Genomic DNA, 18,460 nt, shown 5'->3' with positions numbered 1-18,460 from the left:
CCATAAGCGCCCGTTTCAACGTTTAGAGGCCGGCAATCGTCGGCCTTCTGGCATTACTTCAATGCAGCCAGCGCCGCATCGTAGTTCGGCTCGGTGGTAATTTCATTCACCAGCTCGCTGTACAGCACGTTGTCCTGGCCATCCAATACCACAACCGCACGTGCGGTCAGGCCTGCCAGCGGGCCTTCAGCGATTTCAACGCCGTAAGCCTGTTTGAATTCTGCGCCACGCAGCGTGGACAGGGTGACTACGTTGTTCAGGCCTTCTGCACCGCAGAAACGTGACTGGGCGAACGGCAGGTCGGCCGAGATGCACAGCACCACGGTGTTATCCAGGCCGCTGGCCAACTGGTTGAATGTACGAACCGAAGTTGCGCAAACGCCGGTATCAATACTTGGGAAAATGTTCAGAACTTTGCGTTTACCCGCGAAGCTGCTCAGCGCCACGTCCGACAAGTCTTTGGCAACCAGTGAGAAGGCTTTGGCTTGTTCGCCGGTTTGTGGCAGGTGGCCTGCAACGCTAACCGGGTTGCCTTGAAAATGTACTGTCTGAGTCATTAGCTTGATTCCTTTTACAGGTGTTTATACAAAGGGCATGAACCTAATAAAATGGCTTTTTGGCCGCTTTTAACATTAGGTTCACACCCTGGCATCAGTTTATGTCAACAATTGTGGGTTGGATAGATAAAGTTTGCTAAATAGTTGTATATATTAGAGTGTGTCCAAAAAAGCACCCGCGCGTTCGCCCGATTTTATACGCAATTTCCGTTCAGGAGCCGTTATGAGAAGCATGCGTTTTTACCCAGAAGCCTGGCCGTTGCATACCGCCTTTGTTATTGCCCGTGGCAGCCGCACCGAAGCCAAAGTAGTGGTGGTCGAAATTGAGCAGCAGGGCGTGCGGGGGATTGGTGAATGCACTCCTTATCCGCGTTACGGTGAAAGTGAGGCTTCGGTGATGGAACGGCTGGCCGAAGTGGCTACGGCGGTCGAACGGGGCGTGACGCGCGAGCAACTGCAGCAGCTAATGCCGGCCGGCGCGGCACGTAATGCGGTGGATTCCGCCTTGTGGGATTTGGAGTGTCAACTGAGCGGTCAGAGCCGCTGGCAGCGTAGCGCTGTTGCCGAGCCAGAACGCATTCTGATGGCGCAAACCGTCAGCATAGGTTCGCCGGAAGCCATGGCCTTCGCCGCACGCGAACTTGAACAGCAAGGGGCACGCTTGCTGAAAATCAAACTGGACAATCATCTGATCAGCGAACGGCTGGTGGCGATCCGTGCGGCGGTGCCGGATGCCACGTTGATTGTCGATGCCAATGAGTCCTGGCAGGCGGAAGGGCTGGCGGCGCGCTGCCAACTGTTAGCGGATCTGGGCGTGGCGATGCTGGAGCAACCCCTGCCGGCAACGGATGACAGCGCACTGGAAAACTTTATCCACCCGTTGCCAATTTGCGCCGATGAAAGCTGCCACACCCGCGGTGATTTACCCAAGCTGGTTGGCCGTTATCAAATGGTCAATATCAAGCTGGATAAAACCGGCGGCCTGACCGAAGGGCTGGCACTGGCGCAGGAAGCGCGGCAACAAGGGTTCGCTATTATGCTCGGTTGCATGTTGTGCACTTCGCGGGCGATCAATGCCGCATTGCCGCTGGCACCGGGCGCGCGATTCGTCGATTTGGACGGCCCGACCTGGCTGGCTAATGACGTTGAACCGGGGTTGGATTTTGAATGTGGGGCGATTAATCTCGCCCCATAGCCGGTTTAGCCCGGGTAAGTCAGCAATTCTACCATTGCGTTGAGGTAGTTTTCGCTGGCCGCATCGGCCGAGATCGGCGGGAATTCCGCAGTAATGCAAGGCAGTGACAAATCGGCGCACCAGCTGCCGAATGATCCCGGCGTCTCGTAACCGACGCTGGTGACCAGCGGCAGGGCAAACTTATGCGAAAGCCAGACGCCGAGCTGGGAACTGGCCGGATCTTCAATACAGGCCAATGGCTCGTGGAACGACACCACCCAGTGCGGCTTCAACCGATGGATCAGATGGCACAGCCCCTGGGTTTCCGGTTCGGAACCTGGGCGGCCGCCGGTTGAGAGTTTTACATCCCGCGCTTCCGCCGCGCTGTTCCAACGATAAACCGTATCCCCGGATCGCCAATTGGCCGCCGGGAAGTTACGGTTCAAATCAACCCCGTTAGCGTTGGCGCGCAGCCCGAGTTGGCAACCGTCGGGATTGACCGCCAGTACTACATGGTGACGCAACTGGTTTGGTGCAATGCTGCGTAATGCGCAGGACAGGGTAACGATAGCGGCGCTCTCATCACCGTGGGTACCGGCAATAATCAGCCCGGTTTGCGGGCCGCTGACGGCCGCCGGGAAATAGAGCAGTGGTGCACCCAACAGCGAACTGCCGTAATTCTCTCCTGCAACGGCCAATTGGCCACGTTCACTGCGCGGTCGATGCTGGGTCATGATGTAGTCCCTGATTTAAAGGTCGAGAGTGATTATCATTTTATTCAGTGTATTACGCTTTCGCTTAACTTTCCCAGAGCAATTTCTCACCCAGTGACAAAATTGATTGTCATAAAATTCTGAACAGTGATTCCAATTATTGATGACTGGCAGACGATCTTGGGTTCGCTACACTGGCTCCTATTGTGAACAGATAAACTGGAGCTCTTCATGAAAGCGATTGCAGTCAAACAACTCGGTGCTACGCCAGAACAGGTAGAGATCGCCAAACCCTCACTACAACCCGGCCAGATCCTGGTTAAAATGGTCGCTGCCGGGCTAAACCCGGTTGACTGGCGGATAGCCGACGGCATGCTGCAGGGGAAATTGCCACACGTTTTCCCTTTGGTGATCGGTACCGACGGTGCGGGCGTGGTGGAGGCAGTCGCCGATGATGTCAGCGGATTCAGCGTCAATGAACGGGTGGCCGGCAAGTTTATGTTCGGCGTTGTCGGCGCCGGTAGCTACGCCCAGTATGCGGTGATTGACCAAAAAGCGGTACTGGCGCGAGTACCTGATGAGGTGAGTTTGACCAAGGCGGCGGCCATGCCGATTGCGGCCGGTACCGCGCTGAAACTGGTTGAGAAACTGCAACTGAGCGCGGGTGCGACTCTGCTGGTGGTGGGCGCAACCGGCGGCGTTGGGCGTTTCGTTATTCAACTGGCCAAACGTCAGGGGCTGAAGGTAATTGCTACCGGCGGGGCTGATGCCGAGGCCGCATTGCGTGAGCTGGGGGCTGAGAAGGTGATTGATCATCACCGGGCACCCGTGCTGCAGCAGGTTCAACAACTATACCCGCAGGGCATTGACGGCATGATCGATCTGGTCAGCAATGCCGAAGCATTCAGCGCCTTACTGGTTATTCTGCGTAAGGGCGGCGTGGCGCTGAGCACCATTTGGTCGGCAGCTCCGGAGCAGATGCAGCAACAAGGTCTGCGTGGCGGCAATATTGAGGCGCAAATCAGTGCGGATGAGCTGGAGCAACTGTTACAGAGCGTCGCGCGCGGTGAGCTGCAGGTGCCGGTGGAACGTCTGGTATCGATTAAACAGGCACCGGAAATGCTGGCGGAGAGCAAAGCCGGTGGCTCACGCGGCAAAACCGTGCTGAACATTGATTGGTGAAGCCAATAAAACCACGCCAGCTATTTCGCTGTTGTTATACTATCGGCAAAGCTAACCAAACAGGGGATTTAACATGCCAGTAGCCAGAATAGTTGCCAGCTATAGCGAAAATGATAAGGATACCATCACGCTGCTGTGCGGCGTGGACGAGGAAAACCAGATCCGTCAGGGTGAATGGTTTGGCGTGGTGAAGAACGACGACGGGCGTGGCGATGAGTCCAACTATCCGTTTACTCTGCACGTCGATTACCAGAAAAACAGCTTCTATCTCGACTATGGTTTTGACGATGCCGAGTCGCGCCAGATGCAAAAAACCGATATTCATGCCAAGCCATTGGCCGAGAAAGGCTTCTTCACCATTTTTGATGAAGAAGAGGGTGAAGAATTCAGCTACCGCATCAATAGCATTCACCTTTACGACTAATAAAGCCGACTAACAGAAAATGCCCGTATCGACACCGTCGTGCGGGCATTTTTATTGCCTGGCCCCCAGTTTTTACATCTTGTCCGCCGGGAACTCTAGGTGAGACTAATCTTGTGCTATAAGATAAAAAATTCAGATGGTTAACGGGGGATGAATCAGAATGACGAGAAAAAAAATTCAACAGGGTTTTCGTTTGGCGCTGTGTGCCGTGGCGATTGGCGCAGGGGTGAGCAGCGCCATGGCGGCTCAAGTTCCCCCAGGTACTACGCTGGCGGAGAAACAGGAAATAGTTCGCCATATCAAAGATGAGCCGGCCTCACTCGATCCCATTAAAGCGGTTGGCCTGCCGGAAGCACAATTGGCGCGCGATCTGTTTGAAGGGCTGGTGAACCAGGATGCCAACGGCAAGGTGATCCCCGGCGTCGCAACCCGCTGGCAAACCACCGATAACCAAACCTATATTTTCACCCTGCGTAAAGATGCGCGCTGGTCTAACGGTGACCCTGTCACGGCGAAAGACTTCGTTTACAGTTGGCAGCGGCTGGTTGAGCCGAAGAACTTGTCACCTTTTGCCTGGTTTGCCCAGTTGGCCGGCATCCAAAACGCCGATGAGATCATTACCGGCAAGCTGCCTGCCGATAAGCTGGGCGTCACCGCGCTGGATGATTACACCTTCAAAGTGCAGTTGAACAAACCGGTGCCGTATTTTGTCAGCCTGACGGCCAACTTCAGCCTGTTCCCGGTCAACAAGGCGGTGGTAGAGAAATTTGGCAACGACTGGACCAAGGTCGGCAACCTGGTCGGTAACGGCGCGTTTAAACTGCAGGAACGGGTAGTTAACGAGAAACTGGTACTGACGCCAAACGATCACTATTGGGATCATGCGCATACGGTGTTGACCAAAGTGACCTTTGTGCCGATTAACCAGGAATCCAACGCCACCAAGCGTTATCTGGCCGGCGATATTGATATCACCGAGTCCTTCCCGAAAAACATGTACCAAAAACTGCTGAAAGACATCCCAAACCAGGTCTATACCCCGGATCAGCTCGGCACCTATTATTATGCTTTTAATACCCAACGCGCGCCGACTAACGATGTGCGGGTGCGCAAGGCATTGTCTTACGCTATCGATCGCAAGATTATCGCCGAAAAAGTGTTGGGGACCGGTGAAAAACCGGCTTACCACTTCACCCCGGATGTCACCGCCGGGTTTAAGCCGGAAGTGAGCCTGTTGCAACAGCAACCACAGGCCGAACTGGACGCCCAGGCCAAGGCGTTGATGCAGGCGGCAGGTTATGGCCCGAACAATCCGCTGAAACTGACGCTGTTGTACAACACTTCGGAAAGCCATCAGAAAATTGCGATTGCCGTGGCTTCAATGTGGAAGAAAACGCTCGGTATTGACGTCAAGCTGCAAAATCAGGAATGGAAAACCTATATCGATAGCCGTAACACCGGCAATTTCGACGTGGTGCGCGCTTCGTGGGTCGGCGATTACAATGAAGCCTCGACCTTCCTGTCGCTGTTAAGCTCAACCCACAGCGGAAATATCGCTAAATTCAAAAGTGCGGATTACGACAAACTGCTCGCGCAGGCCAGCCGAGAAACCAGTCCGGCAGCCTTGACCACTGACTACAACAAACTTGAGCAGATCATCGCCGAACAGGCACCGATCGCGCCAATTTATCAGTATACCAATGGCCGATTGATCAAACCCTGGGTGAAAGGCTACCCGATCACCAATCCGGAAGACGTGGCGTACAGCCAGACGATGTATATTTTGAAGCATTGATATATTGCGATAGTCCCATGTGTTGCCATCAAACCCCGCGAGAGCGGGGTTTCTACTTAGGTGGCAGGACTATGGGGCATCAAACAATGCGCTACGGCCTGTCGTCGAAGGAAATACGCAGGCTACATCGTGGGCACAGTCGGGAACGATCAGCAAATCACGTTTGGCGTGCGGCGCAATAAACCGCCGGTCGTAAGCGGCATAGGCGATGCCACGCTGTAGTCGGTAGGGGCCTTGTGCCTGAGCTGCGCAAGATTTATCGAGTATTTTGTAGAAAGTGCCGGGTGCGCTGCCGGTATCCTTCTCGCCTTCAAGATAGGTGATATCCGCCGATGCATAGCGCTGGCGCACCGATGTGCTGTTTTGGTCGAGAAAGGCCGGAACCGCTTCAATGCCGTATTTCCAACGATCGACGTTCGGGCAGACATCGTTCCTGTTATCAACCCAATCAAAGCTACAGTCGCCTTGTTGGTTACAGTCGCGCCAGTCGGCAGGGCGATCATTTTTTACCGGCTGCGGCCGTCGGCTATCGAAATAGAGCCAACTGCCGGGGGCGGCGATGACGTAACGCAGCTTCACGCCGGCCGGCGGATGGGCGAACCCGACATAGTGCTGCACAAACTGTGCCCCGGCAGAGAAGCCGGCGATGGTCACCGACTGAACCGTTGGCCATTTTATTTTCAGCTCGGCAACCAGACTATCCAGCGCAGCAAATGAGCTGGTACTCCCCTGATTGTCCAGATCCCCTTCGATCCAGGAACTGCAGCTCCAGAGTGCGTCACCTGCCTGTGCGGCTGGCACTCCGGGGGAGTGACAGCGTGCGGCCTGCGCATCGCTAACCGGAAACAGCGGGGCAACCAGCAGCCTGTCGTCGGTTTTTGTTGCCAGTTGAGCGGCTTTCAGCGCCGCAGCCAGGGTTTTCCCCGCATCTCTGGGGTGTCCGTGCAGTACGATTAATGCGCTGTGTGGTGTGGGGCCATGATATTTCGCAACGAAGTAAGGCAGGTCGCCCGCTGAGTCAGCTAATTTGACCCGATATGCGTCCGCGATAGCGTTGAGTGAGTTATCTGCGGCAAACAGCGGATGAAACGGCGCCGGAGCAAACGCCAAAACTGAGGCTAACAAGAATGTCGAAGTGGATTTCATTAGGTGCCCGGCCGCGCGTGGTGCGTTATTTATCCATGTTAGCGCATAAGCTCCTCCCAGGTGCAGTATTCGCACGGCTTCATCTTTGATCCGCTTACCATTAACGCTAGACTCTGGAATAACTGAAAAGCAGAGGGGATGAGGAATGGAAGTCATTGAGGGGCGCGAGTTACAGGTTCCTGACGCAGTGTATGCCTACCAGCTCGATGGCAAGGGTGGTGTAACATCGATTGATTACGATGACAAAGTCACCTGCGATGAGCCTTGCTGGCTGCATCTCGATTATGCGCACCCTGCCAGCGCCGAATGGCTGGCCACCACGCCACTGCTGCCGGATGCGGTCAGAGAGGCGCTGTCAGGAGAGAGTTCGCGGCCACGCGTCAGTAAGGTGGGCGATGGCACCATGATTACACTGCGCAGCATTAACTTTAACGCCAATTCGCGGCCGGATCAGTTGGTGACCATTCGCGTCTACATGACGGATAAACTGATCGTTTCCACCCGCCATCGCAAGGTTTTTTCCATCGACCAGGTAGTGAACGATCTGCAAAGCGGCATCGGGCCGACCAACAGCGGCAACTGGCTGGTTGAAATATCGGATGCACTGACCGATCACGCCAGTGAGTTTATCGAGGATCTGCATGACAAGATCATCGATCTGGAAGATTCGCTGTTGGAGCAACAGGTTCCCGAACGCGGGCAACTGGCGCTGATCCGCAAACAGCTGATCGTACTGCGCCGCTATATGGCACCGCAACGTGATGTATTTTCCCGGCTGGCCAGCGATCGTCTGCCCTGGATGAATGATGACGACCGTCGTCGCATGCAGGATATTGCCGATCGATTAGGGCGCGGCCTGGATGATTTGGACGGCAGCATTGCCCGTACCGCGATCCTTTCTGATGAAATCACCACCGTGATGGCTGATGCCATGAACCGCCGAACCTACACCATGTCATTATTGGCGATGGTGTTTTTGCCGACGACCTTTTTGACCGGGTTGTTCGGCGTTAACCTGGGCGGCATTCCAGGCGGCGGCAACCCTTTGGGTTTTGCTACGTTTTGCCTGACGCTGACCGGATTGGTGTTCGGCCTGGGCTGGTGGCTGAAGCGACGCCGCTGGCTGTAGCCAAAAAACGCTGATAACCCGGTTAACATTGAGCGATATCAACTTTTACCGGAGGGAAATGGGGCATGATCTATCTCGCAGGTGAATGCAACGTCAAGCGATGGGCGTTGTGCTCCATAATTGTCTTACTTTCTTATATTTAGAATTACTGCATAGCACATTGATTCATACGATGCCGGTTTAATCACCGGCATTTTTTTGTCTGCAATTTGCCCGTCAGGCCGCACTCTCATCCCAGAAACTGGCCTCGATCTTATGTCCGTCCAGATCCCGAACAAAGCAGCCGTAATAGGCTTCGCCATAGTGTGGCCGTGAGCCGGGGGCACCTTCATCTGTCGCACCGGCCTGCAGCGCCTGGCGGTAAAAATCATCGACCTGCTGTTTGCTGGTGGCGAAAAAACCCACGTGCAGGCCATTGCCGGTAGTGGCCGGTTTACCGTCGATCGGTACCTGCAACCAGAACTCCGGATAGTCACGCCCATAGCCAATGGCGCCAGGGTGTTCCAACACCCGCCGGCAACCTAGCGCGGCAAGAGTGCGATCGTAGAAGTCGGCTGCGGCGTCAAAATGATTGCTGCCGAGAGAAACGTGAGACAAGCAAGGGGTGATGTTCATCGGTAATCTCCAGTGACTGTATAAAAACACAGTATAGGATAAAAACGGCACTGTCCGATGAATTCTGCTGAAATTGCGAGCGGGATCGAAAACTGATGAAGGGAAATTTCCGCCCACAGCGTGCGGGCGGAATAACGACTTACTTGATCTCGAGTACGTCTAAACGTACCGGGGCGGCTTCATCCGCATCTTCCGGCTGCCAGCCGATCGGCTGCATTGGAATATCTTCACGGTCAAAGGCCAGATCGCCACCGTCAACCACTTCGCTGCCGTGGTGAATCCCTTTGAAATCAAAAAGGTTGTAGTCACTCAGGTGCGAAGGCACTACGTTTTGCATCGCGCTGAACATGGTTTCCAGCCGGCCCGGATAACGTTTATCCCAGTCGCGCAGCATGTCGCCAATCACCTGGCGTTGCAGGTTGGGCTGCGAGCCGCACAGGTTGCACGGGATAATCGGGAAGCCTTTGGCGACCGAGAACCGTTCGATGTCTTTTTCACGGCAGTAAGCCAGCGGGCGAATGACCACGTGTTTGCCATCGTCGCTCATCAGCTTGGGTGGCATGCCTTTCAGCTTGCCGCCGTAGAACATGTTGAGGAACAGAGTCTGCAGAATATCATCGCGGTGGTGGCCAAGGGCAATTTTGGTGGCCCCCAGCTCGGTAGCGGTGCGGTAAAGAATGCCGCGGCGCAGGCGTGAACACAGTGAGCAGGTGGTTTTGCCCTCAGGGATCTTGTCCTTGACGATGCTGTAGGTGTTTTCCTCAACAATCTGGTATTCCACCCCCAGGCTTTCCAGATAGGCCGGCAGAATATGCTCGGGGAAACCGGGTTGTTTCTGATCGAGGTTGACCGCAACCAGTGAGAAATTGACCGGGGCGCTTTGCTGCAGGTTGCGCAAAATCTCCAGCATGGTGTAGCTGTCTTTGCCGCCGGACAGGCAAACCATGATGCGGTCGCCTTCCTCAATCATGTTGAAATCGGCGATCGCCTGACCCACGTTACGACGCAGGCGCTTTTGCAATTTGTTCAGATTGTACTGCTCTTTTTGACTAACTGTTTGTTGTTCTGACATTTAAATCGTGCTCGTTCTCAATTGGGGGCACTATGGGCATAAAGTTTTAGGCAGCGAGTTTAGCATTCTATGGGCTGCTTGGGTATTTCATCCATCCGCTCCGGATAGCAAATGCGGTTTGCTTGCCTCAGTACACGCGGGCACGCGGCAAATCTGCCACCCGCGTGGTGTAAGCGGGAGAGAGAAACTCGCGTTTCATCGACCATGTCTGTTGGTTTCCTTGCCCGGCAAACCAGATCCCGGCATGCCAGGACTGATTGATTTTATCCAACGCGGCCATTAAGCGTGCGCTGTTAGGCCGTGGCTGATACTCATCGAAGAGGTCCAACTGAGCGACGCCTTGTGAGTAAAAGTCTTGTAGCATAACGCCGGCTTTTAGATAGCGGTGGCCGGGCTGCCATATCTTATCAAGGCATCGAATCGCAGCGGCGATGATGTCGCGCGTATCTTGCGTGGGCGTATTGAGCCTGATGCTCGCGGTGTTGCCGTAATACTTTTCATTGGCCGAGAAGGGGCTGGTTTTAACCCATGCATTGATATTCCGGCAATACTGGTGTTCTGCACGCAGTTTTTCTGCCGAGCGGGAAGCGTGCATGCAGATCGCCTGATGCATATCCTGGTATTCAGTGACGCGTTCGCCAAATGATCTGCTGCAAATGATTTGCTGTTTGGTGGGGGCAAACTCCTCAAGTGACAAACAGGGTTCACCACGCAGTTCACGCACCGTGCGTTCAACCACCACGCTGAAATGCTTGCGGATCATCGTGGTGCTTGCGTCCGCCAGCTGCAGTGCGCTTTTGATCCCCATATTTTGCAATTCTTTGGTTATGCGCCGCCCGATGCCCCAGACTTCTGCTACCGGTACTTTATCCATTAGTTTTCGCTGCCGCTCCTGGTTGGAAAGGTCAACCACGCCTTGGGTCTGACTCCATTTTTTCGCCGCGTAGTTCGCCAACTTTGCCAGCGTCTTGGTCTGGGCAATACCGACGCCGACGGTGAGGCCGGTGCATCGCAAAACGCGGGCGCGAACCTGATGCCCAAAGGTGGCCAAATCGACACAATTTTGTACCCCGGCAAGCTCCAGGAAGCTTTCGTCGATAGAGTACATTTCGGTCCGCGGTGCCATTTCTTCGAGCACGGCCATCACTCGCATCGACATATCGGCGTACAGCTCGTAGTTGCTGCTGAATGCGATACCCCCGGCACGCTCAAAGTCGTGTTTTATTTTGAAATAGGGCGCGCCTGTTTTCAGGCCCAGGGCCTTTGCCTCTTTGCTCTGCGCCACCACACAGCCGTCGTTGTTCGACAGAACAACAATCGGTCGGCCACGCAGGTCCGGACGCCACAGCGTTTCACAACTTGCATAGAAGTTGTTTACATCGGCCAGGGCGTACATTATTTCAGCCTGGTGATGGTTGAAACCACCACGCCGACAATGTCCAGTTCCGCACCATCATCCGGGAGCGGTATCGGCCTGAATGTCGGGTTCATCGGCTCAAGTTGTTTGACAGGATGCAGGCACAGGCGCTTAACCGTGAACTCGCCTGCGATGCTGGCGATCACGATATCGCCGTGACAGGCACCAATACTGCGATCGACCACCAGCATGGATCCGTCGGTGATCCCGGCTTCGATCATGCTTTCTCCTGAAGCGATCAGAAAGTAAGTTGCCGAAGGGTGGCTAATGCAGTACTCGTTGAGGTCGATTCGCGCGTGTATATAGTCTTGCGCCGGGCTGGGAAAGCCCGCCGGGACGTTATCGGCGTAAAGCGGAATGAACTGTTTCTCTGGGGTTGGTGTGGGGAAAAAGTGTTTCATGGTGCATTTCTCTATACTGTTTTTATATACAGTATAGGCGAGTTTTAGCCATTACAACCATAAAGAAAGTCAAGGGCGAGAGGATCCACAGCTATCCCCTTGTTGGGCAAGATGATCCTCTCGGAAAATTTTTAGGGTGTGGCTTGCAGGGCCGAATGTAGCGGTGTTTTTACGCCCGGAAACGTTTTTTATCAGCCGGGAAAGGCGAGCTACGTGCGGGGGGCGGTGAAAGAGGCACAGCGGCAAAGCTGGCTGGAAGCGGGGCGCGAACCGGTCGCGCCCCGATGATTTACTCGGCGGAGGATTTTTCCCCTTTGCCGGCCAGCAGGCTGAGGAAGTCGTACTTCTCCTTCAGCTCTTTCTCTGCGGCCTGATACAGCGCGCTGGCGACCTCCGGCTGCTGCGAGTTCAGGCGGCGGAAGCGCTGTTCTTTCAGCAGCGTTTCGGTCAGGTTGCTGTTTGGCGGCCGGGAGTCCAGCGCCAGCGCAGCTTTGCCCTCATCGGCACGGCGTGGATCGAAGCGGTACAGCGGCCAGAAACCGGTGGCGGTCAACTGTTTCATTTGGTCGTGACTGAGCGCCAGATCGTAGCCGTGCTCTTCGCAGGGGCTGTAGGCGATAATCAGTGATGGGCCGGGATAGGCCTCGGCCTCCTGAATCGCTTTCACCGTCTGGTTGAGCTGCGCACCCAGCGAGATCTGCGCCACATACACATGGCCGTACATCATCATGCTGACGCCCAGATCCTTACGCGCCTTGCGCTTGCCGTGCTCACCGAACTTGGTGACGGCACCCAGCGGGGTAGCTTTCGACTGTTGGCCACCGGTGTTGGAGTAACATTGGGTATCCAGCACCAGTACGTTGACGTTCTCGGTCAGGCTGAGGACGTGATCCAACCCACCGAACCCGATGTCGTAAGCCCAGCCATCGCCGCCAATCAACCAGATGGACTTATCTACCAGATAATCGGCGTCGGTCGCCAGTTGGCGTGCATCGTTACCTTCGATTTTCGCCAACAGGCCGCGCAGTTCAGCAATCTGCTGGCGGCGTGGTTCCGGTGCGATATCTTCCATCTGCAGAGCATTAACCAATTGTGTCGGCAACTGTGGTGCCAGCGTGTTCAACAGGCGCAATACGCGGCTGCGGTGCTGGTCGACAGTCAGGCGGAAGCCCAGACCGAATTCGGCGTTGTCCTCAAACAGCGAGTTGGCCCAGGCCGGGCCGCGCCCTTCGGCATTGGTGGTGTAAGGCGTGGTGGGTAGGTTGCCGCCGTAAATGGATGAGCAGCCGGTGGCATTGGCAATCAGCAGCCGGTCGCCATAAAGCTGGGTCAACAGTTTGATATACGGCGTTTCGCCGCAGCCGGAACAGGCGCCGGAGTATTCGAACAGCGGCGAAATTAGCTGCGAGGTGCGAATATCGATCCGCTCGAGCTGCGCCGGGTCGATCTCCGGTAGTTGCAGGAAGAAGTCGTAGTGTTCTTTTTCCACGGCCAGATGCTCCAGCCGTGGCGCCATGTTGATGGCCTTGATGTCAGGATCCTGGCGGTCTTTCGCCGGGCACACCTCAACGCACAGGTTGCAGCCGGTACAGTCTTCCGGCGCCACCTGCAGCACGTATTTCTGACCGCGCATATCTCGCGCTTTTACATCCAGCGATTGCAGCGAGGCAGGGGCATGCTCCATGGCCTCCGGCTGAACCACTTTGGCGCGAATGGCGGAGTGCGGACAAGCTGCAACGCAGTGGTTGCACTGGGTGCACAGATCCGGCTGCCAGATAGGGATCGCCTCGGCGATATTGCGTTTTTCCCACTGGGTGGTGCCCACCGGCCAGGTGCCGTCCGGCGGGAAGGCGGACACTGGCAGTGCATCGCCCAATCCGGCCAGCATCGCGGCGGTGACGGTTTTGACAAAGTCAGGCGCGGCGTCGGAAACGATTGGCGGTCGCATTGGGCTGCTGTCGTTAACTGGCTGCAGCGGGATCTCAATCAGTGCATCGAGCGTAGCGGCCAGCGCCTGCCAGTTGCGTTCAACAATATCCTGGCCCTTGCTGCTGTAGCTGCGGGCAATGGCGTCGCGCAATTGCTGCAGTGCCACATCGCCCGGCAGGATCTGGGTCAGGTGGAAAAACGCCATCTGCATCACGGTATTGATGCGTGCGCCAAGTCGGCATTCCCGCGCCAGTTTGGCGGCGTTGATGATGTAAAATCGCGCCTGACGCTGTTGCAGCACCGCCTGCACTTCCTGCGGCAGCCGCGACCAGGCTTCTTCCGCACCGTACGGGGTATTGAGCAGGAAAATGCCGCCGGGTTTCAGGCGCTCCGCCATCTGGTAGGTATCGATAAACTGCAATTGGTGACAGCCGACGAAATCGGCGCGACTGACCAGATAGGCCGAGTTAATTGGCTGTTCACTGACGCGCAGATGCGACACCGTCAGGCCACCGGCCTTTTTCGAGTCGTAGACAAAATAGCCCTGTGCGTACAGCGGCGTGCTGTTACCGATGATTTTGATGTTGTTTTTGGTGGCGGAAACCGACCCGTCGCTACCCAGGCCGTAGAATAACGCCTCCAGCGAGGCACGCTGCGGCAGGGTTTCTTCACTGAGCGGCAGGGAAAGGCCGGTCACATCGTCAAAAATACCGACGGTAAAACGCGGGCGCGGTTTGTCCAGCGTCAGTTCTTTAAATACCGCCAACGCGCAGTCCGGCCCGAACTCTTTCGAGGACAATCCATAACGGCCACCGATCACCATCGGCAGGTTGGCGCGTTCACCCCGGCTGAAGGCTTCGGCCAGCGCGGTCATCACGTCCAGATACAGCGGTTCTGCCAGCGCGCCTGGCTCCTTGGTGCGATCCAGTACGGCGATTTTCGTTGCGCTTGCCGGCAGCACGCTGAGCAGGTGTTGCGCGGAGAATGGCCGGAACAGTCGTACTTTCAGCACGCCGACTTTTTCGCCGCGAGTCAGCAGGGCGTCGATCGCTTCTTCACAGGTACCGATAGCGGACCCCATCAGGATCACGACGCGTTCGGCCTGTGGATGACCGTAATATTCAAAAGGCTGATAGGCCCGGCCGGTGATCTGGGCAAACTTGTCCATCGCATCAATCACGTGCTGACTGGCCGCGTTATACCAGGGGTTGGTGGCCTCACGGGACTGGAAATAGGTATCCGGGTTGGCGGAGGTACCGCGCACCACGGGATGGTCCGGTGACAGCGCGCGGCTGCGGTGCGCATCAATCGCTTCCTGCGGCAGCATCTGGCGCAGGGCATCGTCGCTCAGCGGGACGATCTTGTTGATTTCATGCGAGGTGCGGAAACCATCAAAAAAGTGAATAAACGGCAGGCGACTGTTGAGGCTCGCCGTTTGAGAAATCAACGCAAAGTCCTGCGCCTCCTGCACGTTACTGGCGCACAGCATGGCGCAGCCGGTCTGGCGTACCGCCATCACGTCGGAATGGTCGCCGAAAATCGACAGTGCGTGCGTAGCGATGGTCCGTGCGGCGACGTGCAGAACAAACGGCGTCAGTTCACCGGCCAGTTTGTACAGCGTCGGGATCATCAACAGCAGGCCCTGCGACGAGGTAAATGAGGTCGACAGTGCGCCGGTTTGCAATGCACCGTGCACGGTGGCGATCGCACCGCCTTCCGACTGCATTTCCACCACTCGCGGTACGTCGCCCCAGATATTCTGACGGCCGTCGCCGGACCAGGCATCGGCCTGTTCCGCCATGGTCGAACTGGGTGTAATCGGGTAGATGGCAATCACTTCGCTGGCGCGATAGGCCACGGAAGCGACTGCGTTATTACCATCTGTAGTAATCATCGACTTTACCTTTCATTGCTCAAAAAGCCGCAAAAGTCGCCTCTTGCAGTAATTAACAAAGTCTAGCAGAGGGATATATTGGCCCTTTATCGCATTTGTGTGACGGTGGAAAAATCGACCAGAGTTACTGTAAGTTGATATTTCCCGCATTAAAATCACGCCGCGAAGACGAATTGTCATGGTTGTTTAACGACAATTTATTTCCAGCGCGTCATACTGTCGAACAGGTGAACTTACGGAAGAAAAAACGATGAGCGGATTTATGTATTTAGCCATGGCGATTGTGGCGGAAGTGGTCGCCACTACCATGCTGAAAGCCTCTGAAGGCTTTACCCGCCTGTGGCCGTCGCTGGTGGTGGTGGTCGGTTACGCGGTCGCTTTTTGGGGGCTGTCGATGGTGGTTAAAACCATGCCGCTAGGCATTGTCTACGCTATCTGGTCCGGTATGGGCATTGTCCTGGTGTCCATTGCGGCAGTATTTGTTTATCAGCAAAAACTGGATTTACCGGCAGTTCTCGGGATGGGGTTAATTATTGCCGGCGTACTGGTGATTAATTTACTGTCGAAAACGGCGGCGCACTAATTGTTATTTTAAGGTGAACATAGCCAGCGTGACATTCAGTGACGCTGGCTGAACGCCTCAGTAATAATAACTGAAAATAATTAATCAGTTATATTCATCCAGTAACAAAACCAACGCTGTTTTTTTACTATTGTCTGACAATTCCCAGCCCGTCTATTGCTCCCAATCTGTTCCTTCGAACCTGTTATCGCACGTGTCGCCCAGACCGCACGCTGGCTGCTCCATGAGCTGCGTGAAAGCCGCGGTGACGACAAGAATGATCGCAACGTTCAAATAAACGCCAAATAATTGCAGGAATATATTTTCATTATTTATATATCAGGCTAGATTAAATAGGTTTGCATCAAAGATAACGAAACGTGTCCGCATAAAGTGACGCGAGTTATCGGCAATGGCGATTTTACACAGCTTAGTTCCGGGTTCAGGAGTGGGATAATGACAACATCAAAATGGTTGCTGGCCGGTGCCGTATTGCTTTTGGCCGCATGCAGCAGCAAAAATGAAGAGCCAGTACAGCAGGGCAACAGCGCCAGAATCAATACCTTACAGACCAGCGCGAACTGCGCCAGCGTGGGCGGTACCACTACCGTGACGCACAATTTAAACGGCGAGGCGGTAAGAATGTGCCAGATGCCGAATGGTAAGCAATGCGAAGAATGGACGCTGGGGCAGGGAGCCTGTTCAACCGCCGGTTAAACCGGAAAGAACACCAGGCCACCTGGGCCTGGTGAACAGGGATTACTGCACCCAGTCTCGCTGGGTATAGACCAGGACGTGGCCGCTGCCGCTCAGTGTCAATTTCTGAGCGCTGAGGGTGACTTTTGCCCCTTTGCCCAGCACGTCGCCAATCAACCAATCCCACTGGTTGAGTTGCGGGTCTGAGCAGGCCATGCGGGTTGAAGCCAGCCCTGGCACCGTCAACACGCCGTCTTGCAATTGGCCGCCACCAAAGAAGTGATTACACATGGCGCCGGAAACGTGCATTTTCTCACCGAACTCAAGATTGGGTCCGTTGCCGGGGCGTGACTTTACCGCCACGCCATCGACGCTTTGCAGCGCAAAATTGTGATGCAACAGATCGCTTTCTGTCACCGTTTTACCGTTCTGGCTCATACCACACCCCGCTAACAGCAGCGCCGTTAACGCCACTGAGATAGACTTTTTCATCGACTCTCCTTGTTAAAAATATCAGGCATTAAGCTGATTCGGGCAGTTCTCGCCCTGTTCCAATTGGTGAATGTTTTTCAGCGTGGTTTCCGAGATGCTGGTCAGCGCCTCTTCGGTCAGGAAAGCCTGATGGCCGGTAAACAGCACGTTGTGGCAGGCTGACAGGCGGCGGAAGATATCGTCCTGGATCACGTCATTGGATTTGTCTTCAAAGAACAGATCGCGTTCATTCTCATACACATCCATTCCCAGTGCGCCGATTTTCTGCTGTTTCAAGGCATCAATCGCCGCCGAGGAGTCAATCAGTGCGCCACGGCTGGTGTTGATAATCATCACGCCGTTTTTCATCAGGCTGAAAGCATCACTGTCCAGCAGATGGTGGTTTTCCGGCGTCAACGGGCAGTGCAGGGTGATCACGTCGGACTGTGCGTACAGCGTTTTCAGATCGACATATTCGGCACCCATCTCCAGCGCTTGTTCGCTTGGGTAGGGATCATAAGCCAATAGTTTCATGCCAAACCCTTTCAGGATCCGCATGGTGGCGATGCCAATTTTACCGGTGCCAATCACCCCGGCGGTGCGGTTATGCATATTGAAGCCAATCAACCCCTCGAGCGAGAAGTTGGCATCGCGGGTACGCTGATAAGCGCGATGAATACGACGATTCAGGCACATCATCATCCCCACGGCGTGTTCAGCGACCGCTTCCGGCGAATAGGCCGGGACGCGTACCACTTTGATGCCCAATTCTTTGGCGGCGTCCAGATCCACGTTATTGAAACCGGCGCAGCGCAGGGCCAGGATTTCCACCCCCAGCGCCGCCAGTTCTTCAAGGACTTCACGGCTGCCGTCGTCGTTAACGAAGATACAGATGGCTTTGCAACCGGCGGCGTTTTTGGCGGTTCTTTTACTGAGCAGGAAATCGAAAAACTCCAGCTCGTAGCCAAACTGCTGATTCACCAGTTCGAGATATTTACGGTCATACTGTTTAGTGCTGTATATCGCCATTTTCATCGTGGTTTCTCCAGCGTCATTTTTGTGATCAATTTAACAGATTTTAGTAAATTCTACAATTGGTTAGCCGGCTTCGGTAACGTTAAAAAAGGGTAACTACTATCGCCTGGGGCGGTATCAATTAAGGGTAGCTGGCGACGCTGGAGTATGGCGGATATTCGTGGTGGGTGGATTGGCAAGGCGATGTGCGGCGCAAGGCTCTTTCGGCCTGAGCCAAAAAAAATCCCCACGGGGGGTGGGGAATGGCT

Annotated in this window: 17 protein-coding genes; 7 read left to right on the top strand and 10 right to left on the bottom strand. The window is 55.1% G+C overall.

Annotation, left to right across the window (positions count from 1 at the left end):
• Positions 1 to 53: 53 nt before the first annotated feature.
• On the bottom strand, positions 54 to 557 hold the full coding sequence (gene tpx, locus ACSOSI_RS13950; protein ID WP_261408909.1) for a thiol peroxidase: 504 nt from the start codon (positions 555 to 557) through the stop codon (positions 54 to 56).
• A gap of 223 nt (positions 558 to 780) precedes the next feature.
• Between tpx and ycjG the strand changes: the two genes are divergently transcribed.
• The gene (gene ycjG, locus ACSOSI_RS13945) at positions 781 to 1,752 is read left to right on the top strand and encodes an L-Ala-D/L-Glu epimerase (protein ID WP_261423421.1); all 972 of its coding nucleotides are present in this window, start codon (positions 781 to 783) and stop codon (positions 1,750 to 1,752) included.
• A gap of 5 nt (positions 1,753 to 1,757) precedes the next feature.
• Here ycjG and mpaA read toward each other — a convergent pair whose 3' ends face one another.
• Complete coding sequence (gene mpaA / locus ACSOSI_RS13940) at positions 1,758 to 2,465, bottom strand: murein tripeptide amidase MpaA (protein ID WP_112362855.1); 708 nt, start codon at positions 2,463 to 2,465, stop codon at positions 1,758 to 1,760.
• 210 nt (positions 2,466 to 2,675) lie between these two features.
• On the opposite strand from mpaA, the gene ACSOSI_RS13935 reads away from it, so the two are divergent.
• The 3 genes from ACSOSI_RS13935 to ACSOSI_RS13925 all read left to right on the top strand — a co-directional run bounded on the left by ACSOSI_RS13935 (position 2,676) and on the right by ACSOSI_RS13925 (position 5,845).
• On the top strand, positions 2,676 to 3,626 hold the full coding sequence (locus ACSOSI_RS13935) for an NADP-dependent oxidoreductase (protein ID WP_476705639.1): 951 nt from the start codon (positions 2,676 to 2,678) through the stop codon (positions 3,624 to 3,626).
• Positions 3,627 to 3,699: 73 nt separating this feature from the next.
• Positions 3,700 to 4,050, top strand: coding sequence for a hypothetical protein (locus tag ACSOSI_RS13930; RefSeq protein WP_012145340.1), 351 nt, complete (start codon positions 3,700 to 3,702; stop codon positions 4,048 to 4,050).
• Between the two features lie 160 nt (positions 4,051 to 4,210).
• Positions 4,211 to 5,845: a peptide ABC transporter substrate-binding protein gene (locus ACSOSI_RS13925; protein WP_476705638.1), complete on the top strand. Its 1,635-nt coding sequence runs from the start codon at positions 4,211 to 4,213 to the stop codon at positions 5,843 to 5,845.
• A 69-nt stretch (positions 5,846 to 5,914) separates the two neighbouring features.
• On the opposite strand, the gene ACSOSI_RS13920 is transcribed toward ACSOSI_RS13925, so the two are convergent.
• On the bottom strand, positions 5,915 to 6,991 hold the full coding sequence (locus ACSOSI_RS13920; RefSeq protein WP_476705637.1) for a hypothetical protein: 1,077 nt from the start codon (positions 6,989 to 6,991) through the stop codon (positions 5,915 to 5,917).
• 145 nt (positions 6,992 to 7,136) lie between these two features.
• Between ACSOSI_RS13920 and zntB the strand changes: the two genes are divergently transcribed.
• A complete protein-coding gene (gene zntB, locus ACSOSI_RS13915; RefSeq protein ID WP_476705636.1) occupies positions 7,137 to 8,120 on the top strand; it encodes a zinc transporter ZntB in 984 nt (327 codons plus the stop codon).
• Positions 8,121 to 8,336: 216 nt separating this feature from the next.
• Here the strand turns inward: zntB and ACSOSI_RS13910 are convergent, their stop codons facing one another.
• The 5 genes from ACSOSI_RS13910 to nifJ all read right to left on the bottom strand — a co-directional run bounded on the left by ACSOSI_RS13910 (position 8,337) and on the right by nifJ (position 15,448).
• Positions 8,337 to 8,735: a VOC family protein gene (locus tag ACSOSI_RS13910; RefSeq protein ID WP_012145336.1), complete on the bottom strand. Its 399-nt coding sequence runs from the start codon at positions 8,733 to 8,735 to the stop codon at positions 8,337 to 8,339.
• Positions 8,736 to 8,874: 139 nt separating this feature from the next.
• Positions 8,875 to 9,807, bottom strand: coding sequence for a tRNA 2-thiocytidine(32) synthetase TtcA (gene ttcA / locus ACSOSI_RS13905; protein WP_017892990.1), 933 nt, complete (start codon positions 9,805 to 9,807; stop codon positions 8,875 to 8,877).
• A 127-nt stretch (positions 9,808 to 9,934) separates the two neighbouring features.
• Positions 9,935 to 11,203: a translesion error-prone DNA polymerase V subunit UmuC gene (gene umuC, locus ACSOSI_RS13900; protein ID WP_476705635.1), complete on the bottom strand. Its 1,269-nt coding sequence runs from the start codon at positions 11,201 to 11,203 to the stop codon at positions 9,935 to 9,937.
• A complete protein-coding gene (gene umuD, locus ACSOSI_RS13895) occupies positions 11,203 to 11,625 on the bottom strand; it encodes a translesion error-prone DNA polymerase V autoproteolytic subunit (RefSeq protein WP_012145333.1) in 423 nt (140 codons plus the stop codon). Before umuD ends, umuC begins: the two co-directional genes overlap by 1 nt.
• A gap of 289 nt (positions 11,626 to 11,914) precedes the next feature.
• Positions 11,915 to 15,448, bottom strand: coding sequence for a pyruvate:ferredoxin (flavodoxin) oxidoreductase (gene nifJ / locus ACSOSI_RS13890; RefSeq protein WP_476705634.1), 3,534 nt, complete (start codon positions 15,446 to 15,448; stop codon positions 11,915 to 11,917).
• 250 nt (positions 15,449 to 15,698) lie between these two features.
• Between nifJ and ACSOSI_RS13885 the strand changes: the two genes are divergently transcribed.
• Positions 15,699 to 16,031, top strand: a complete 333-nt coding sequence (locus tag ACSOSI_RS13885; RefSeq protein ID WP_012145331.1) for an SMR family transporter — start codon at positions 15,699 to 15,701, stop codon at positions 16,029 to 16,031.
• Between the two features lie 435 nt (positions 16,032 to 16,466).
• Positions 16,467 to 16,727, top strand: coding sequence for a DUF333 domain-containing protein (locus ACSOSI_RS13880; protein WP_017892986.1), 261 nt, complete (start codon positions 16,467 to 16,469; stop codon positions 16,725 to 16,727).
• 42 nt (positions 16,728 to 16,769) lie between these two features.
• Here the strand turns inward: ACSOSI_RS13880 and hslJ are convergent, their stop codons facing one another.
• On the bottom strand, positions 16,770 to 17,198 hold the full coding sequence (gene hslJ, locus ACSOSI_RS13875; RefSeq protein ID WP_012145329.1) for a heat shock protein HslJ: 429 nt from the start codon (positions 17,196 to 17,198) through the stop codon (positions 16,770 to 16,772).
• A gap of 21 nt (positions 17,199 to 17,219) precedes the next feature.
• The gene (locus ACSOSI_RS13870) at positions 17,220 to 18,212 is read right to left on the bottom strand and encodes a 2-hydroxyacid dehydrogenase (RefSeq protein WP_012145328.1); all 993 of its coding nucleotides are present in this window, start codon (positions 18,210 to 18,212) and stop codon (positions 17,220 to 17,222) included.
• Between the last annotated feature and the right edge of the window lie 248 nt (positions 18,213 to 18,460).

This window comes from Serratia sp. AR11, from assembly GCF_056376275.1.
This window is presented reverse-complemented; position numbering and strand designations above follow the sequence as displayed.

Excerpts from the sequence above, each read along its gene's own strand:
- tpx (WP_261408909.1), bottom strand. The coding sequence starts at position 557 with ATGACTCAGACAGTACATTTTCAAGGCAACCCGGTTAGCGTTGCAGGC.
- ycjG (WP_261423421.1), top strand. The coding sequence starts at position 781 with ATGAGAAGCATGCGTTTTTACCCAGAAGCCTGGCCGTTGCATACCGCC.
- ACSOSI_RS13885 (WP_012145331.1), top strand. The coding sequence starts at position 15,699 with ATGAGCGGATTTATGTATTTAGCCATGGCGATTGTGGCGGAAGTGGTC.
- ACSOSI_RS13910 (WP_012145336.1), bottom strand. The coding sequence starts at position 8,735 with ATGAACATCACCCCTTGCTTGTCTCACGTTTCTCTCGGCAGCAATCAT.
- ACSOSI_RS13925 (WP_476705638.1), top strand. The coding sequence starts at position 4,211 with ATGACGAGAAAAAAAATTCAACAGGGTTTTCGTTTGGCGCTGTGTGCC.
- umuD (WP_012145333.1), bottom strand. The coding sequence starts at position 11,625 with ATGAAACACTTTTTCCCCACACCAACCCCAGAGAAACAGTTCATTCCG.
- ACSOSI_RS13880 (WP_017892986.1), top strand. The coding sequence starts at position 16,467 with ATGACAACATCAAAATGGTTGCTGGCCGGTGCCGTATTGCTTTTGGCC.
- zntB (WP_476705636.1), top strand. The coding sequence starts at position 7,137 with ATGGAAGTCATTGAGGGGCGCGAGTTACAGGTTCCTGACGCAGTGTAT.
- mpaA (WP_112362855.1), bottom strand. The coding sequence starts at position 2,465 with ATGACCCAGCATCGACCGCGCAGTGAACGTGGCCAATTGGCCGTTGCA.
- ACSOSI_RS13935 (WP_476705639.1), top strand. The coding sequence starts at position 2,676 with ATGAAAGCGATTGCAGTCAAACAACTCGGTGCTACGCCAGAACAGGTA.
- ACSOSI_RS13870 (WP_012145328.1), bottom strand. The coding sequence starts at position 18,212 with ATGAAAATGGCGATATACAGCACTAAACAGTATGACCGTAAATATCTC.
- ACSOSI_RS13930 (WP_012145340.1), top strand. The coding sequence starts at position 3,700 with ATGCCAGTAGCCAGAATAGTTGCCAGCTATAGCGAAAATGATAAGGAT.
- ttcA (WP_017892990.1), bottom strand. The coding sequence starts at position 9,807 with ATGTCAGAACAACAAACAGTTAGTCAAAAAGAGCAGTACAATCTGAAC.
- umuC (WP_476705635.1), bottom strand. The coding sequence starts at position 11,203 with ATGTACGCCCTGGCCGATGTAAACAACTTCTATGCAAGTTGTGAAACG.
- ACSOSI_RS13920 (WP_476705637.1), bottom strand. The coding sequence starts at position 6,991 with ATGAAATCCACTTCGACATTCTTGTTAGCCTCAGTTTTGGCGTTTGCT.
- nifJ (WP_476705634.1), bottom strand. The coding sequence starts at position 15,448 with ATGATTACTACAGATGGTAATAACGCAGTCGCTTCCGTGGCCTATCGC.
- hslJ (WP_012145329.1), bottom strand. The coding sequence starts at position 17,198 with ATGAAAAAGTCTATCTCAGTGGCGTTAACGGCGCTGCTGTTAGCGGGG.